Annotated in this window: 18 protein-coding genes and 1 pseudogene; 9 read left to right on the plus strand and 10 right to left on the minus strand. The window is 46.0% G+C overall.

The annotated features are described in order from the left end of the window. The coding region (locus tag QUA00_RS20505) for a cobalamin biosynthesis protein (RefSeq protein ID WP_333410961.1) at positions 1 to 781 on the minus strand (781 nt) is incomplete at its 3' end. Positions 782 to 901: 120 nt separating this feature from the next. On the opposite strand from QUA00_RS20505, the gene QUA00_RS20510 reads away from it, so the two are divergent. Then, complete coding sequence (locus QUA00_RS20510) at positions 902 to 1264, plus strand: hypothetical protein (RefSeq protein WP_333305071.1); 363 nt, start codon at positions 902 to 904, stop codon at positions 1262 to 1264. A gap of 50 nt (positions 1265 to 1314) precedes the next feature. Here the strand turns inward: QUA00_RS20510 and QUA00_RS20515 are convergent. Beyond that, positions 1315 to 1557, minus strand: a pseudogene (locus tag QUA00_RS20515) (TetR/AcrR family transcriptional regulator); the annotation flags it as partial. A gap of 75 nt (positions 1558 to 1632) precedes the next feature. Between QUA00_RS20515 and QUA00_RS20520 the strand changes: the two are divergent. Beyond that, complete coding sequence (locus QUA00_RS20520) at positions 1633 to 1995, plus strand: hypothetical protein (protein WP_333143275.1); 363 nt, start codon at positions 1633 to 1635, stop codon at positions 1993 to 1995. Positions 1996 to 2003: 8 nt separating this feature from the next. Here QUA00_RS20520 and QUA00_RS20525 read toward each other — a convergent pair whose 3' ends face one another. Further along, positions 2004 to 2525 (minus strand): GNAT family N-acetyltransferase, encoded by a 522-nt coding sequence (locus QUA00_RS20525; RefSeq protein ID WP_333305069.1) that lies wholly within the window; start codon positions 2523 to 2525, stop codon positions 2004 to 2006. A gap of 24 nt (positions 2526 to 2549) precedes the next feature. Then, positions 2550 to 3167 carry a TetR/AcrR family transcriptional regulator gene (locus QUA00_RS20530; RefSeq protein ID WP_333083393.1) on the minus strand — a complete coding sequence of 206 codons (618 nt, stop codon included), beginning with the start codon at positions 3165 to 3167 and terminating at the stop codon, positions 2550 to 2552. Positions 3168 to 3479: 312 nt separating this feature from the next. Here QUA00_RS20530 and QUA00_RS20535 point away from each other — a divergent pair, with 312 nt between their 5' ends. Beyond that, entirely contained in the window at positions 3480 to 5075 is a 1596-nt protein-coding gene (locus tag QUA00_RS20535) for a pitrilysin family protein (RefSeq protein WP_333410962.1), read from the plus strand. Between the two features lie 193 nt (positions 5076 to 5268). Next, positions 5269 to 6750 (plus strand): pitrilysin family protein, encoded by a 1482-nt coding sequence (locus QUA00_RS20540; protein ID WP_333410965.1) that lies wholly within the window; start codon positions 5269 to 5271, stop codon positions 6748 to 6750. 193 nt (positions 6751 to 6943) lie between these two features. Here the strand turns inward: QUA00_RS20540 and QUA00_RS20545 are convergent, their stop codons facing one another. Next, complete coding sequence (locus QUA00_RS20545; protein WP_333143279.1) at positions 6944 to 7324, minus strand: hypothetical protein; 381 nt, start codon at positions 7322 to 7324, stop codon at positions 6944 to 6946. Between the two features lie 22 nt (positions 7325 to 7346). Continuing rightward, positions 7347 to 7817, minus strand: a complete 471-nt coding sequence (locus QUA00_RS20550) for a hypothetical protein (protein ID WP_333143280.1) — start codon at positions 7815 to 7817, stop codon at positions 7347 to 7349. Between the two features lie 268 nt (positions 7818 to 8085). On the opposite strand from QUA00_RS20550, the gene QUA00_RS20555 reads away from it, so the two are divergent. Beyond that, positions 8086 to 9375: a S41 family peptidase gene (locus QUA00_RS20555; RefSeq protein WP_333410963.1), complete on the plus strand. Its 1290-nt coding sequence runs from the start codon at positions 8086 to 8088 to the stop codon at positions 9373 to 9375. A 113-nt stretch (positions 9376 to 9488) separates the two neighbouring features. On the opposite strand, the gene asnS is transcribed toward QUA00_RS20555, so the two are convergent. Next, a complete protein-coding gene (gene asnS, locus QUA00_RS20560) occupies positions 9489 to 10880 on the minus strand; it encodes an asparagine--tRNA ligase (protein ID WP_333283985.1) in 1392 nt (463 codons plus the stop codon). A 119-nt stretch (positions 10881 to 10999) separates the two neighbouring features. Continuing rightward, entirely contained in the window at positions 11000 to 11365 is a 366-nt protein-coding gene (locus QUA00_RS20565; RefSeq protein WP_333143283.1) for a DUF2203 domain-containing protein, read from the minus strand. A 118-nt stretch (positions 11366 to 11483) separates the two neighbouring features. Here QUA00_RS20565 and QUA00_RS20570 point away from each other — a divergent pair, with 118 nt between their 5' ends. After that, positions 11484 to 11759, plus strand: a complete 276-nt coding sequence (locus QUA00_RS20570; protein WP_333103061.1) for a DUF6439 family protein — start codon at positions 11484 to 11486, stop codon at positions 11757 to 11759. Between the two features lie 246 nt (positions 11760 to 12005). Here the strand turns inward: QUA00_RS20570 and QUA00_RS20575 are convergent, their stop codons facing one another. Next, positions 12006 to 12494, minus strand: a complete 489-nt coding sequence (locus QUA00_RS20575; protein ID WP_333143285.1) for an anti-sigma regulatory factor — start codon at positions 12492 to 12494, stop codon at positions 12006 to 12008. A 417-nt stretch (positions 12495 to 12911) separates the two neighbouring features. Further along, complete coding sequence (locus QUA00_RS20580) at positions 12912 to 13088, minus strand: hypothetical protein (protein WP_333410964.1); 177 nt, start codon at positions 13086 to 13088, stop codon at positions 12912 to 12914. 103 nt (positions 13089 to 13191) lie between these two features. On the opposite strand from QUA00_RS20580, the gene QUA00_RS20585 reads away from it, so the two are divergent. The 3 genes from QUA00_RS20585 (at position 13192) to QUA00_RS20595 (ending at position 16776) form a co-directional block, all read left to right on the plus strand. Next, entirely contained in the window at positions 13192 to 14085 is an 894-nt protein-coding gene (locus QUA00_RS20585) for an alpha/beta fold hydrolase (protein ID WP_333143287.1), read from the plus strand. Positions 14086 to 14229: 144 nt separating this feature from the next. Continuing rightward, positions 14230 to 15216 (plus strand): aldo/keto reductase, encoded by a 987-nt coding sequence (locus tag QUA00_RS20590; protein ID WP_333143288.1) that lies wholly within the window; start codon positions 14230 to 14232, stop codon positions 15214 to 15216. A 162-nt stretch (positions 15217 to 15378) separates the two neighbouring features. Beyond that, complete coding sequence (locus tag QUA00_RS20595) at positions 15379 to 16776, plus strand: AAA family ATPase (RefSeq protein ID WP_333143289.1); 1398 nt, start codon at positions 15379 to 15381, stop codon at positions 16774 to 16776. Positions 16777 to 16931 lie beyond the last annotated feature (155 nt).

The raw sequence follows: 16931 nt of genomic DNA on the forward strand, positions 1-16931 counted from the left end.
CACTCTTTGTGGAACAGGCATCTTGCCTGTTGTTGAGAATTGTGGAACAGGCATCTTGCCTGTTCTTGAGAATGGTATGGGCAGGCAAGATGCCCACCCCACAAGCAGATTCACTCTTTGTGGAACAGGCATCTTGCCTGTTGTTGAGAATTGTGGAACAGGCATCTTGCCTGTTCTTGAGAATGGTACAAGATATTAGTTCGATCGCACAAAGTGCCGCGGCTTCTGCTACGCTGGGCGTGCCGACTTGTTTGACTACAATATTTGAAGGATTGGGGACTTCTACGGAACTTAAAATGTCAGCAGCAAAAGTTTTTAACGGCCAGTTTCGCGCTTGACAAAGTTCCAGCAAGCCGACTTCACCTGCTTTAGTGTCTATTGTAGCAATACCTGCGATCGCACTTTCCGCTAAATGATAACCGCGACATACATTTTGAATTGCTGTTTCGATTAATTCTCGCCCTGTTCCGCGTTCACAACCTATCCCTATCCACAACACTCTCGGATGCCACTGAACTTTGGGCAAAGCAGATTCCGGCGAAAATCTTCTCTGGGTGAAACTAATCCAAATTCGGGCTTTGATAGTTGATATATTTTCCCCATCCCAATACAAAGAATGTTTTTCTGGCAGACTGTTTTGCCACAAAGTAGAACCAACTTCTTGAATTACTTCTACAGTTTCCCCTCTAGCCATAGCCGCCGCCACTCCTGTCCAGTCACCTTCGCCGCGCCGCCAGCCGCTGGGAATGTCTAGCATATCTAAAGTAAATTTATCGCTCATTATTCAGTTATCTATTCTGTAGTTTCACTGCGACCGCAATCTTAAAAAAAACTTAACACTCTGTTTAGTGAAAATTTTGGTAAAATTGTAGCACAAACTACAAAAAACCCAACATTTAAGATGGTAGAACTAAATCAGTTAGTGTTAGAGCTTGAAAGCAACCTCAAATCGGAAGGAGTGAAAAAAGAATGGCAAGAGCGCCGGTCAAGTTGGGTTAGCGGTGTGGCAGCATCAGTTAACCTGACATATCTAGCAGAATTGCTAGTTGAATGGGAATCAAACTTGCAGGGAGAATCGGTTGATATTCAGTGGCAAGAGCGTCGCAACCTTTGGGTAGAAGAATGTCTGGGAGCATCGATTGTTCAAGAAGTATCAAGTTTATTGCTGGAACTTGAAACCAATATAAATTCGGAAGCTATGGCTGATGAATGGCAGCAGAAGCGGGAGAAGTGGGTACAGCAATTGCACAAGTTTAACGAGTAGTTTCGAGGAGTCAGAGCCTGTAGATATGCGTTTTCAGGCTCTATAATTTCCTAATGACTAATAACTAATTCTTCATCTTTCTGCCAAACCCCATTCAGACAAATATCTGCGAGTCCTTCAGCCATTTCCTGCATTTGCTACCGAGAAGCATTCCGCTCCCTAATCGTATTTTGACTGAAGGGCGCGACTGCAAACATTCCCAAAAATACCTGAGCGACAATCTTCGGATTCATCTTTGGATAAACTTGTTTTTCCATCGCCGTTTCCAAAAAAGCCTCAGCAAAATTGCTCATTATAAAAAACCAACAGTCTCAATCAATAAAATTTGTACCATTATAGCACAAACTGCAAACAAGACAAAATTTAATATGGTAGAACTAAACCAATTACTGTTAGAGTTTCAAGCCCACCTAAACTGGGACGCAGTGAGGGAAGAATGGAAAGAACGTCGCGACTGTTGGATGAGCGAGGTGTCAGCAGCAAGTGACGAAAAACACCTAGCAAAATTGCTAGTTGAATTAGAATCAAATTATCAGCGAGAAGCGGTACAAAGTCTCTGGAAAATGATCCGTGAAAGTTGGGTAGAAGAATGTCATATAGCATCGACGCTGGAAGAAGTATCAAGTCTATTGCTGGAACTTGAAAGCAATACAACTTGGGAAGTAGTGACGGATGAATGGCAGAATAATCGGGAGAAGTGGGTACAGCAAATGTACCAATTTATAGAGTAATAATTCACTTACTCAAAATCCACTTTCATGGTGAATGATGTCCCTCCTGTGCGGTTGATTGTCTCGCTTCCCTCAATTACTTTAAATCCCGATCGCTCGTACAAACTCAGGGCCCGATTCGAGCTTCTGACACTCAGGGATACCGATCGATAAGAGACTTTGGCTGCTGACAGCAAACGATCCAGCAACTGCGTTCCTACACCCTGATTTGTATATTCTGGAAGAACGGCGATCGCCAATTCCGGGATAGTATGGTCAACCCACCCAAACCCCTTGTCATCCCCTGTAAACAAACGCACCCAGGCGGCTCCTACTGGCTGGTTCCCGTTCAATTCGATTGCTGCGAAGCCCAAATCGTTGGCACGTCCCCAATTTTTGACATATTTCGCAATTAAAGGATGATTCACAACCGCTTGCACCGTTGATTCGCCTTCTTCTGCCATGTGCGCCGCTTCATACAGCATTTGCCACAGAAAAGGCTCGTCTTCCTGCGTTAGCGGCCGAATAGAATAGCGCAAAATTTGGCCCATAACAACTTTTCCCTGTTGCCCTAATTATTCATCTTTCAGCAAAACCCCATTCAGAAAAATATCAGCGAGTCCTTCAGCCATTTCCTGCATTTCCTGCGGAGAAGCATTCGGCTCCATAATCGTATTTTGACTGAAACCCGCGACTGCAAACATTCCCAAAAAAACCTGAGCGACAATCTTCGGATTCATCTTCCGATAAACTCCTTTTTCCATCGCTGTTTCAAAAAAAGCCTCAGCAACATCGCTCATTTTTCCGATGACTTCCAACTGAATTCTGTCGCGCAAATCCGGGTGAAATTGCGCCTCCAAAAAACACACCCGCATCATGTCGCTATTCTCGCGGATATTCAGCATCCGCCGCCGCATCACCTGAGCCACTGCTTTGTAACTGCCCATCTCGCTTAATTCAGTCAGCAAATCCGTCAGCAACTCCACCCATCCTTCCGTCGCCACCTCAATCAAAATCGCTTTTTTATTATCAAAATGCCGAAATAGCGTACCCTCGGCCACCCCCGCCGCCGCTGCTAAATCGCGAGTTGTCGTGCCGTCGTATCCGCTGCGGGCAAACAACCGCTGAGCGGCTTGTAAAATCCGCTTCTTGGTTTCTGTTTCAGAAGGAGGAGACTGATTAAAAATTCGCATGGCTTTGCAATGGGTAATTGGCTACTTGGAACTACGGGAGCTGGACTGAGGGACTAATTGATGTTAAGTTTTAAAAAGAATCTCTGGCATTGAGGGCAAACATTTTTTTGTTTGACAATCCAAAATCCAAAATCTAAAATCTAAAATCGAATGACCCTTTTTGAGATTTGCTGTATCAGCCTAACATCTGCGGCGCAACAGATCGCTTATGCCTCCAAAAATCTTTATCCTGAGAAAAGAATCTCTGGCCACCGAGCACAAACATTTTTTTGTTTGACAATCCAAAATCTAAAATCTAAAATCTAAAATCGAATGACCCCGCAGTTCCAAAAACCCCGTGAAGCGAAGCTATCCCGTAGGGAATCGCCCGATCGCCAAACTCGATTCATTGCCTCCCTGCTAGCCGCTGTACTGCTGTGGTGGGGAATTTCGCCGGAAATCGCCCTCGCCCGCCCCAACCCCGCTAGCGGCTCGCAAGCAGTCTCTGTTCAACCGTCGCTCGATCGAGTAATCAGCCAAGTCAGCGAATTTAAGCTCGACAACGGCATGAAATTCATCGTACTCGAAAGGCCCAGAGCGCCCGTAGCATCGTTTCTGATTCACGCCGATGTCGGGGGCGCCAACGAACCCGACGGCCAAACCGGAGTCGCTCACTATCTCGAACATTTAGCCTTCAAAGGCACGCCAAAAATCGGCACTACCGACTACCAAGCCGAAAAGCCGCTGCTAGAAAAACAAGACCAACTCTTCGAGCAAATGCAAGCAGCCAAGGCCAGCGGCAAAACTGAAGAAGTCGCCCAATTAAAAGCAGAATTTGACAAATTTGAAGCCGAAGCTTCGCAATTTGTCAAGCGCAATGAACTCGGCAAAATAGTGGAACAAGCAGGCGGAGTCGGACTAAATGCCGCCACTTCTACCGACGCCACAATGTATTTTTACAGCCTTCCAGCTAACAAGTTAGAAATGTGGATGTCGCTGGAATCCGAGCGATTTCTAGAACCAGTATTTCGGGAATTTTACAAAGAAAAACAGGTAATTTTAGAAGAGCGCAGGCTGCGAACCGAGAATTCTCCGATCGGACAAATGGTTGAAGCTTTTGCCAACAAAGCTTTCTCTGCTCATCCCTACCGCCGCCCGGTAATTGGCTACACTGAAGACATTAAAAACCTCACCCGCAGCGACGTGCAGAAGTTTTTCGAGACTCACTACGTCCCCAGTAAGCTGACTGTGGCGGTGGTAGGAGACGTGAAAGCTTCGGAGGTGAAGCGACTAGCTCAAATTTATTTCGGCCGTTACAAGGCGAAACCAGCCCCTCCAGAATTGCAACTTGTCGAACCTCCCCAAACGCAAACTAAGGAAGTCACGCTGCAATTAAAAACTCAACCTTGGTATTTGGAAGGATACCACAAACCGGCGATGAATCATCCCGACAATGCAATTTATGAAATGATTGGTTCTTTGCTCAGCGATGGCCGCACTTCTCGGCTCTATAAATCTTTGGTAGAACAACAGCAATTGGCGCTGGCTGCTCAAGGTTTCAGCGGTTATCCGGGGGAAAAGTATCCGAATTTGATGTTATTTTACGCTCAAACTGCTCCAGGCCGCACGGTTGATGAGGTGGCAGCAGCTTTGAACAAGGAAATTGAGCGCCTGAAAACTGAGCCGGTTTCTGCTTTGGAATTGGATCGCGTGAAAACTCAAGCGAGAGCCGATTTGTTGCGATCGCTCAATTCTAATATGGGCATGGCATTTGCGCTGGTGGACTATCAAGTAAACACCGGTTCGTGGCGAAATTTGTTCAAGGAATTGGATGCGATCGCGGCTGTTACTCCCGCTGACATTCAGCGTGTCGCTCAGGCAACTTTCCGCCCGGAAAATCGCACGATTGGTAAGCTTTTGCCGCTTTAAGGAAGTCAGTTGGCAGTTGGCAGTTGTCAGTTGTCAGTTGTCAGTTGTCAGTTGGCAGTTGTCAGTTGGCAGTTGTCAGTTGGCAATTGTCAGTTATCTGTTGTCAGTGGTGAGCTTTCCCGCGAACAGCCAACAGCGAACAGTCAACAGCGAACAGTCAACATTTGTCAGAATGTATAACTTAGGAGAAAGAATGAAAAGGACTAAATTGAGACTGAAAAAAGTAAAGTTATTTCTGCTATCGCTTTGCTTTTTTACTGTTTCACTGGGCACGTTTAATTTGTTACCTTCCTTCGCGGCTGCACCCAAACACTACGACGAATTAACATTTCCCCCGCTGGAAGAAATTAAACTGCCTAAATACACTCGCTTCGAGCTGAAAAATGGCATCCGGGTGTATCTTATGGAAGACCGGGAACTCCCGCTAGTTGGGGGAACGGCGCTATTTCGCACGGGCGAGCGCTTTGAACCTGCCGATAAAATTGGACTGGGAGGTTTGACGGGAGAAGTGATGCGAACTGGCGGCACAAGTCGGCATACGGCTGATGAATTAAATCAGTTGCTAGAACAGCGAGCAGCTTCGGTAGAAACGGGGATTGATGTTAGTTCGGGCAGCGCTAATTTTAGTGCTTTAGCTGAAGATTTGGAACCCGTGTTTGACTTATTTGCAGAAGTGATTCGGGAACCAATATTTGCTAAGGAAAAGTTGGATTTAGCGAAGAACCAAACTCAAGGTGCGATCGCCCGCCGCAATGACGATCCTGACGATATTACCGGTCGCGAGTTTCAAAAGTTAATTTACGGCGATCGCAGTCCTTACGCGCGCACTGTAGAATACAAAACCCTCGCCAATATTTCCCGCGACGATTTGGTGAGTTTCTACCAGAAATATTTCCATCCCAAGAATATGATTTTGGGTATTTCTGGCGACTTTGATACAGCTAAAATGCGATCGCTCGTCGAGCAAAAATTCGGCAACTGGCAACCGACTCAAAGTGCACAAGTGCCTGCACTACCAACGGTATCGCCAGCAAATGGGGGCGGCATATTTTTGGTAAATCAGCCGCAATTAAGTCAAAGTTACGTGCAAATGGGACATTTGGGCGGAATGCTCAGCAGTCCAGATTACGGTGCTTTGGACGTGATGAACGGGGTTTTGAACGGTTTCGGTGGTCGTTTGTTTAATAATGTGCGATCGCGCCAAGGTTTAGCTTATTCAGTATACGCAGCTTGGAGTCCGAAATTTGACTATCCGGGGGTGTTTGTCGCAGGAGGCCAAACGCGATCGGATGCCACAGTACCGTTTATCCAGGCAATTCGCGCCGAGATCGATCGTATCCGCACCGAACCAATTACCCCGGAAGAATTAGCTTTTGCTAAAGATTCCACCCTGAATTCTTTCATCTTCAAATTTGAAAATCCCAGTCAAACTTTGTCGCGATTAATGCGCTACGAATACTACGGTTATCCCGAAGATTTCATTTTTCGCTACCGCCGCAGCATCGAAGCAGCAACAGTTGCCGACGTGCAGCGCGTAGCCAAGACTTACTTGAAACCGGAGAATCTGGTAACATTAGTAGTGGGAAATACGGCAGCAATTCAACCGCCGTTATCGAGTTTGGGAACTTCGGTAAAAGTGCAATCTGTTGATATCACAATTCCCCCAGCGACTTAATTTATTTACTCGTTCCCAGGCAGAGCGAAAGTATTTTGTAGGGTGCGTCGCTGCGGAAACTTCGCTGGAATTTGTAAGTTTTTGAGCGACGCACCTAACTATTGTGTGGTGCGTCGCTGCGAGATTGTCGGTCTTGTTTGTAAATTTTCGATGGCGACGCAGCCTACGGCTAACTAACGAACATCGCGACATTTCAAGCCAGCCGATCGGGATCGACACCCAACTCCCGCAACTTTGCCGCCAATACCTCCGCCCGCTGGCGTTCCTGTTGGGCCCGCAGCCGTTCCTGTTGGGCCTGTTCCGAACTCCACAGCAGCAAATTTCCAGCCTCATCCCACCAGCGCAGCCAATTCATAGTTTGCCCCAGCCGTTCCCCCGACCAAATCCCTAGCCACAAATCCAACTCTGGAATCCGCACCCGTCCCTCAGCATCAGCGGTTTGGGCTGCATAACCACCATTTTGCAGATACCGCACTTCCAGTTTGGGCTCGTAGGGGTCGTAGGTAACATAGGTGGGCACTTGCAAAATCTGCTCGTAGAAGTAGAGCTTGCCATAGGGAGGAGTCGATCGCACCGACAGTTCGCCGTAATCTTCATTAGACCTCTTGCAAAAATAGCTGGGACGGGCTCTCCGGCCCGTCCCACAAAAAGTTTTTTCTCTTGTGGGATGGGCCGGAGAGCCCGTCCGAAAATTTGATCGAAAGGACTTTTGCAAGAAGTCTATTAGACAAAAACTCCATCACCACCGATACCGGCGCACCCTCCAGATTCGGCGTGTAACTGCGGCGAATGGTGTCCTCTGCGACTCGATGCACTTGCGGCGCGTAAAACCAATCCGGTGCTTTGACTACAATCTGCTTATTTACAGTCGCTACCAGTCCAAAATTGGAACCGATTAGGGCGATCGGCCCAATGCGTCCCGCGGCTCCCAGAGCATCGGTGAGAGCGGCAGCAAGGGGCGGTTGTTGAATATTGTCCAGGGGATCGTCCGGTAATACAAAGTCGGCTGGTAGGGCTTCCCAGGTGACAGTTGGTGCTTTGGAACTCGATGGGATTTGAAGAACCATTAGCTCATACCATTTGAGATTTGAGATTTTAGATTGGAAAACACCGATCGGGTGTCGCCCATTTAATTTGTACCTCACTTCATTCATAAAACCGTTATGGTAAGGTGCGTCGCCCGGAACAATCCGCAAGTTTCATTTCTGATCTGACAGCGACGCACCCTACAGATCACTAAGAAATAAAGGAAGTATTTCACCCAAATTTGGTATAAATTCGTAGTGAAAACTTGCGATACAGCTCTCATTATTCTCTCTTAATCAGGTGGTCAGTATGCGTTTAAGTCTTATCTCTTCCCGGTTTTTGAAACTGCTGACGATCGCACTCCTCACAAATCAATTCACCCAGCTAGGTGCGATCGCAAATCCATCGACCCCCGAATCAGTTAATTCTCCCACCATTATCACGGATCAGGACAGCCCAAAGGCCTTAGTGGACGAAGTTTGGCAGATAATCTCGCGTCAATACATTGATGCGAGATTCAATCAGCAGGACTGGAATGCGATTCGTCAACGCTATGTGAATCGGTCCTATGGTTCCTATGAAGAGGCATATCAAGCAATTCGAGAGATGTTGAAGCTACTGGGCGATCCATTCACCGCTTTCTACGATCCAGTCGCATACGAAAGTTTGCAGAGTACCACTGCTAATATTACCCAAACCGGACTTGAAATTATAAATGACCGGGATACTCAAGCAGTTACGATTATCCAGCCTACTGAAAATTCCCCGGCACATAAAGCCGGAATCTTGCCACATGATATCATCACTACAATTGATGGTAAACCAGTCGAAAGGAAGGCTTTTTATGAAGTCCTGACACTGCTACAAGGAAACCTGGGAACCTATGTTACTCTAGGCATTCTTCGTAATGGTCAGCCCCTCACTTTTAGAATTCAACGTGCCAATACAAAAAATATTCCTGTACGGTATCGTGTTGAGGAAACTGCGTTTGGTCGGGTTGGTTATATTCGGCTAAATCACTTCAGTGCTCAGGTTACGGAGGATATGAAGGCGGCGATCGAAGCTTTGGAGAAACAGAATGTAAAAGGCTACGTGTTCGACCTTCGCTCTAATCCAGGTGGCTTGTTGAGAGCAAGCATTGACATCGCTCGGATGTGGCTCGATCGAGGCATCATTTTTAGTATGATTGAACGCGATGGAATACAAGACCAGAACCAGGCCAATCATAGCGCACTCACCCAGAAACCTTTAGTCATCCTAATCAATGATAATTCTGCTAGTGCCAGCGAAATCGTGGCGGCAGCCTTGCAGGAAAATAAACGAGCAAGCTTGGTCGGAACAAGAACCAAAGGTTATAATTCTATTCAGTCTGTACGGGGACTGCAGAATGGCTCAGGTTTAGCAGTCACGGTCGCAAAATGGTTAACGCCCACAGGACGAGATATTAACCGAACTGGACTCAATCCTGATGTAGTCGTAGAACTGACTGATAGGCAACAGCAAGACCTGTTTCGCGATCGTAAAATTGGGACTACCGCCGATCCTCAATTCGTGAAGGCGTTACAAATCTTAAATCAGAAGTTGCGACCTTCCAGGTAATCGATTCAGGACTTACGCACGAGCCGTCAAAACCCGGTTTCTATGTCAATATTTCTCGCAGATGTGCAGGATTTTTCTCAGAAACCGGGTTTTTTGCGTAAGTCCTGAATTAACTAAAAATCAATACTCAAAGGCGCTCTCGGAAACGGAATTACATCCCGAATATTCCCCATTCCCGTCATAAACTGCACCAACCGTTCAAATCCCAAACCAAACCCAGCGTGAGGCACAGTCCCGTAGCGGCGCAAATCCAAATACCACCACAATTCCTCCTTATTCATACCCTGGGCTTCCATACGCCGCTCCAACACATCCAGCCTTTCTTCCCGCTGCGAACCGCCGATAATTTCCCCAATATTAGGAGCCAAAACATCCATTGCTCGCACGGTTTTCTCGTCCTCATTTAAACGCATATAAAATGCTTTAATCCCGACGGGATAATCGCTGACAATTGTCGGCTTTTTAAACAAGTCCTCAGCCAAATAACGCTCGTGTTCCGACTGCAAATCCAAGCCCCAACTTACCGGGAAATCAAACTTTTTGTCAGCTTTTTCCAAAAGTGCGATCGCCTCGGTATAAGTAATCCGCTCGAACTGATTATTAATGATATTTTCAGCAGTAGCCAAAACCGTTTTGTCAATGCGCTCATTGAAAAACTCCATATCTTCCGGGCAACGATCCAAAACGTATTTAAAAATGTACTTTAAAAACGCCTCAGCCAAATCCATATCTCCCTGCAAATCGCAGAAAGCCATCTCCGGTTCAATCATCCAAAACTCCGCCAAATGCCGCGAAGTATTAGAATTTTCCGCTCGGAAAGTCGGGCCAAAAGTGTAAACATTCCCGAAAGCCATCGCCATAACTTCCGCTTCCAACTGGCCGCTAACTGTTAAATAGGCCCGCTTTCCAAAAAAGTCTTTAGCATAATCAACCTCTTGCGAATCAGTGCGCGGCACATTCTTTAAATCAAAGTTGGTAACGGCGAACATTTCCCCCGCACCTTCGCAGTCGCTAGCAGCAATAATCGGAGTATGAACCCACAAAAAACCGCGTTCTTGAAAAAATTGGTGTACCGCCGCCGAACAAGCATTGCGGACTCGAAAAACAGCACCGTGGGTGTTTGTGCGCGGCCGCAAATGCGCGATTGTCCGCAAGAATTCAAAGGAATGGCGCTTTTTTTGCAGCGGATAAGTTTGCGGGTCTGCATCGCCGTAAACTTGTACTTGTGAGGCTTTCAACTCAATTCGCTGTCCTTTTGCCGGAGATGCTACCAGCACTCCCGACACTTCTAGAGATGCACCTGTATTCAGTTGTTTCAGTACATTTTCAAAATCTGGCAAATCGGAATTTATGACTACTTGCAAGTTAGCCATCGCCGAACCGTCGTTGACTTCGACAAAGGCAAAATCTTTCAATTCGCGCTTAGTGCGAACCCAGCCTTGAACAGTTACAGTTTCCTCTGGTTCACCTGCGCGCAAAATCGCTGCTATTCGTTGATTTGTCATAATATCCACTCCTGTTTATTTAATATTTTGCACCATATTTCTCTCTTTTCTCTTCCTCTGCGCCCTCTGCGCCCTCTGCGGTAAATAAAAAAATCAAAAATTGTAACTCCCAACATCCTTCAACCTGCATAGGATTTCAAAATCCAACCGATCAAAATGCCAAGCCCCCCAAACCGAACTGCTTGCCAAAAAGGTTGTTTTATGCTTCCCCACGAAAACAGGCTGCTTTCTAAATTCAACTCGATAGTTTCCAATTCTTGCTCAATTTCCCGCAATTCTTTTTTGAGTTCCGGCAATGGATTTCGGCGCCCCGACTGGCGGATTTCTTCGCGGCGATGGCCGAGTTCTACTTGGCGCTGTCGATCGACCTGAATTTGAGTGTACCGTTCTTTGACTCCTGCGAGCGATCGCTCAACTGCTGCGAGCGCTTGAACAAACTCACTTTCTTGCTCTTCGGGATTTAACTCTGACGGCTGTTGAGGCATTTCGATCTGCAAACCTGACAATAATAATAAAAAAAACCGATTTCCAATTAAGTTGTTATTATATGCAGTATATTTTTTAAATTCAGAAACGGCTGCCAAATCCGTATAATTGCCAATTATGCTTGAAACTACACAAACAACCCAAACTGTCAACCTCAACGAGCTGAGCACGGTAGAACTCGCCCAAGCTCTCGCCGCGCGCCTCGCCATCGGCGAAAAAGATTGGCACCGCCTCAAAGCCAACCGTTCCGCGCGGGCCTGCGAGCAAGCTGCGGCCGCTTTGGTCTTTTTGCTCAAAAAACAGCCCGAAGAAGCTCTCCCGCGCTTAAACCAAGCAGCAGGATGGCTGGATCGATCGATATCTGCTCCTCCCTGCCCCACCCACGGCAAATAATTTTGAGTTTTGATTCTTGAGTTTTGACTTGAGTAGTCGCTCAAAATTTAGACAATCGCGCCGCTAGATCGAGCAGCGCGATTGTGAGTTCAAAAGATTTATACTTTTTTAACTCAAAACTCACATTTTGCATTATGATCAGCTATCAATAGCCATAGCGTTCAAATTCTCACTGCAAGCTTGAGCCCGAAAATGAAAAAATTTCCAGGTCTAGCGGAGGTGAAAACTGCTGCTTTCATAGCGGTGCTAGCGCAAGCGAGGCAGTCGGTAGGGACTGGCAAGTTCTTTGCACAGCCGTAACTCTGTACCTTCAGAATTCCACTCTACCCGATCGAATATTTGGTAAAGAATAAACAACCCCCTACCACATTCCTGTTCCACATGGGGTAGTCCAGAGTTATCTGCAACATCCTCTGCGAGGAGACTGTCGCAATCATCGGTATAAAGGTTGCAACTGCAAGGAGCCTTAAAGCCAGAACCTTCATCCGATATCACCCACCAATATTGGTTTTGGACGATCGAAAAACGGACTCCAACAGTTTTAGCGGGATCTAATTTGTTTCCATGCTTAGCAGCATTTACCAAAGCTTCTTGAAGCCCCAACCGCAATTCTGCTTGCCAGAAATCTGGCACCTCTGCTAGGAGCAGATCCAAAATAGGACAAAGGTATAGAGTAGAAGCGAAGCTAATCGTAATCCAATTGCGTCCGACGGGACGAGGTGAAATAGCAATCACTCAGAAAACTCCCTAACTTTCAGGTGGATAAAGTTCACACCCTGCATAGTTGGCTCCCTAGTATTCAAAATGCTAATTAATTGAGCGGCGCTGCTCTACTTCTATCTTAGAGTATCAAAGCAATTAAGAACAGCAAACAACGTCACAAAATATTCTGCGATTCTGAGAAACTTCTGCAGAGAACCATCAGTAATTCTACTTATAACTTCTTCCAGTAGCGAAATTTTTGAGGTCGGCTTTTGCCAACTAGCAACCAAACGGCTCGCTGCATCCTCCAAGCCATTAACAGCTACCTAACAAACGATCCCCACGTTGAAAAGCTCGGAAATAACTATAAAAAAGTCGATCCCTTCACCCTCGCCAATCAGGTTCGACCCTCGCAGCCCCTGGGCAAGGGCCATCGCCCAGAGCTCTCTCTTACCGCCACACACCACAATCATCATACCTAGGTGTGTTGCAGCCCAAACCCGATTTATTTTCCCAAATGCGATCGGGCAACATATCTCCCATTGCTGCGCCCCTCACAAAATCAATATTCGTTACAAAACTTATTAAGCCTGAGTGCCGGCGAGCGCGAGAGCCCAACTCGCCCACATTGACCTATCCTTTGCTGGCGAAACTCCGGGGCGTTGTTCCAACTAGATAAATCTGAATGTCGCGATACAATAGTTATAGTAAATAATTATTTCTTTACATTATGCAAGCAACCCCAGCCATAACCGCAGCCCCCATAGCCGGCACTTACTGGCAGTGGCGGGGGCATTCAGTATACTACGTTCGATCCAGCGATCGGCATCCAGAACGCCCTCCCCTGCTGTTAATTCACGGTTTTGGAGCCTCCACAGACCACTGGCGCAAAAATATCAGCGGCCTGAGCAAAGACTTTGAAGTGTGGGCGATCGACCTGATCGGATTCGGGCGATCGGCAAAACCCGAATTGCAGTACAGCGGCGACCTCTGGCGCGACCAACTCCACGATTTTATCACCAACATCATCGGCCGGCCCGCCGTACTAGCCGGCAACTCCCTCGGAGGCTACGCCGCCTTGTGTGTAGCAGCCGGGCGCCCCGAATCAGCAGCCGGACTCATATTAATCAACAGCGCCGGCCCCTTCAGCGAACCGCAGCCCGCACCCGAAGCCCCGCCCTTGCAAAAAGCCATATCTGCAGTAGCTAAAACCTTATTTCAGCAAGATTGGGCAAGTTTTCTGCTGTTCCAGTACGTGCGCCAGCGATCGACAATTCGGAAAACCCTAGAAAAAGTATATCTCGACCAAAGCGCCGTCACAGACCAATTAGTAGAAGAAATATACCTTCCCTCCTGCGATCCCGGCGCCCCCAAAGTATTCGCCTCCGTATTCCGAACACCCCAAGGCGAAAAAATTGACGTATTACTTAGTCAATTAACCTGCCCATTGCTAATGCTGTGGGGAGAAGGCGATCCGTGGATGAATTCCACAGAAAGAAGCGCTAAATTTCGCAAACACTATCCGCAGTTAACAGAACACTTTATCAAAGCTGGTCACTGTCCCCACGACGAAGTACCAGAACAGATAAACGAACTGATTCGCGCATGGATAATTGACCAATAGTCGATCGGCACATAGAGAATTTTCCCCCGGCAATCTCCTCCGTCGGAGAGGGGGAAAATTATCCGATTTGTAGTAAAAATTTATGTATTGTGCCAACACAAACGCGGTTAAATTCTACTCACATATTCTGAGGAGACGGAAACAATGACCCGCAAAAAGACTCGCCGCAATTTTATATTGAGCAGTATAGCTGTTGCCAGCGGCATTGCAGGTGCTAAGGCGATCGAACAGCAGGATGGGGAAATCGCAGCCGCACCCAATAACCAGGCGGTCGCCACAGTAAAAATGCCAGAACGACTGTTAGGCAACACCGGCGTGAAAGTGCCGATTTTCGGTTTGGGGGGGGCCGGACAAACACCGCTGTCGCAGCCGGGAAGAGAAGCAGAAGCAGCGGCGCAAATTGAACGCGCGATCGAACTAGGCATTCGCTATTTTGACACGGCAGCCGACTACGGGCCCAGCGAAGAAAACTTAGGCAAAGTTTTGCCACCATATCGATCGCGCCTATTCTTAGCCACAAAAACCGCCGCCAGAGACAGAGACGGGGCGTGGAGAGACTTAGAGCGATCGCTCAAAAGATTGAAAACCGATCGGCTAGACTTGTGGCAACTCCACCACGTCTCATTCCAAACAGAATTAGACAAAATTTTCAGTGCCAAAGGAGCAATAAAGGCGATCGAAGAAGCCAAACAGCAAAAAATAATTCGTTTTTCCGGCATCACCGGACACCACGAACCAGCCATCATTGCCGCAGGCTTGGATCGCTATCCTTTCGACACAACATTAATCTCCCTCAACGCCGCCGAAAAACATCATCCGCGCTCCTTTGTTACCAGCGCTTTACCAGTGGCCAAAGCCAAAAACATCGGCGTCATAGCCATGAAAATACCAGCTTACGGCAAATTATTTCAGAACGGTGTTTTAGATGGAATGCACCAAGCAATGGGCTACACGCTTTCACTTCCCGGCGTGCACTGCTGCGTCATCGCCGCCGAGTCAGTAAAGCAATTAGAAGAAAACTTCAAAGTCGCCCAAGCATTCAAACCCCTGAACACAACAGAAATGGCAGCACTTGAAAAACGCACCGCCGCCGCTTGGGAAGAAAATACATTTTTCCGACAGTGGACTTAGAGCTGATGTTGGGAAATGCGGCGCTCGTCGCCGCTCTACTTGCTGTTAATATTGAACAAGAATCACCAATCCTGGCATAATGGGTTTAGGAATGAAAAATCTATACAACTAACGGTTTCAGGTTCCTCTCTATCTGATAGTTTATCAACAGGAAATTTTTTAATGAAATTAGAAATTAGAAACTTAGGTGTTGTTGAAAAAGCAGAAATTGATTTAAAGCCTTTAACTGTTTTTATTGGTCGTAATGGTGAAGGGAAAACATGGGCTGCATACACTTTATCAGCGATCCTCGGACAGCAGGGATACGGAAATTACTTAAAAGCTTATCTTGACGGTAAAACCCAACAGACATATCCAATCATAGATAGCGCACTTCAGCAACTTTTTGATGAAGGTAATGCACAAATTGATATGATTAAATTTGCTAATGACTGTGCGGAAATTTATATTAATGATGTGGCTCGTTTGGCTCGAAACTGGATGCCCTCTTTTATGGCTACAGAACGAGCAGATTTTGATAACTTGCAAGTAGATTTAAATTTAGCAGAAACAAAAGCAGAGTTGTTGAAAAGGATAAAATCAGCTTCTGTCGAGAGTGAAATTTCTTTAGGTTTACTTAATGCCCTGAAAGAATCAGACGAAGGAATATTGTATTTTTATTCAAACGGGAAAATTTTGAATAAGCTGCCTAAAAAAGCGATTAAGCAATTCGTAATTCAGGAAATTTTTCAGATGCTCCACAAAGCATTTTATGCTTATATACATATATTCCCTACTGAAAGGACTACTTTTATAACTTTTCCATTTAGCTCTTTTCAACTTCGAGAAGTTAGAAGCGAAGAACTTTTAAAAGAAACAGATAAATCCGAATTTGAACGCAGAAAAACGCCTTTGGTTGAACCAGTAAAGCGTTTGTTGGAGATGATTATATGGAGTTCTAGAAAAAAAGACAGAGAAGAGGAAATAAAAAAGAATCCTTTGGTAGAGGAATATGTGAAGTTAGCTGATTTTTTAGAAAAAGAGATTTTACAAGGAAAGGTCGGTTTTGAAACATCATCAGAATTGCGAAAAGAACTACTTTTTCAACCTAAAGAAAGTACCAAGTTGGAGATGCCTATTGTTTCTTCAATGGTAAAAGAATTAGCTCCATTAGTTCTCTGTTTACGCTATTTAGTTGAACCAAATGAGTTACTGATAATTGATGAGCCAGAAATGAATTTACATCCAGCGGCTCAAGTAGAGATAGCTGAATTTTTGGCAATGTTAGTCAATGCTGGATTGCACGTCTTAATTACAACCCACAGTCCCTACATTGTTGACCATCTTGCTAATCTCATGCAAGCAGCTAAGCATGAAGATCCAGATAGCATTAAAGAAATGTTTTATTTAGAGCGAACAGATGCTTTTATTTCTCAAGAAAAAGTTTCAGTCTATTTGTTTGAGGATGGAACAGCCAAAAACATTATCAGTGAAGAAGGTACAATAAATTGGGAAACTTTTGGTCAAGTGTCGGATGATGTTTCTCGCATTTATGCTAATTTACTGAAAATTCAAGATTGAGAGACAGTTAATGCCTTTTGAAAATTTGCTTTTATCCTCCTGTTTACTTCCAGGTCAAACTTATTTTAAGGAACATAAAGCGTAAGGATTCAGGTCTGAAATTCGGGAATGAGGTCAGGCATAGGAAAGTAGTCACAAGAATGGGCAGAAAGAGC

Source organism: Microcoleus sp. T2B6, from assembly GCF_036700475.1.
Classification (GTDB): Bacteria; Cyanobacteriota; Cyanobacteriia; order Cyanobacteriales; family Microcoleaceae; genus Microcoleus.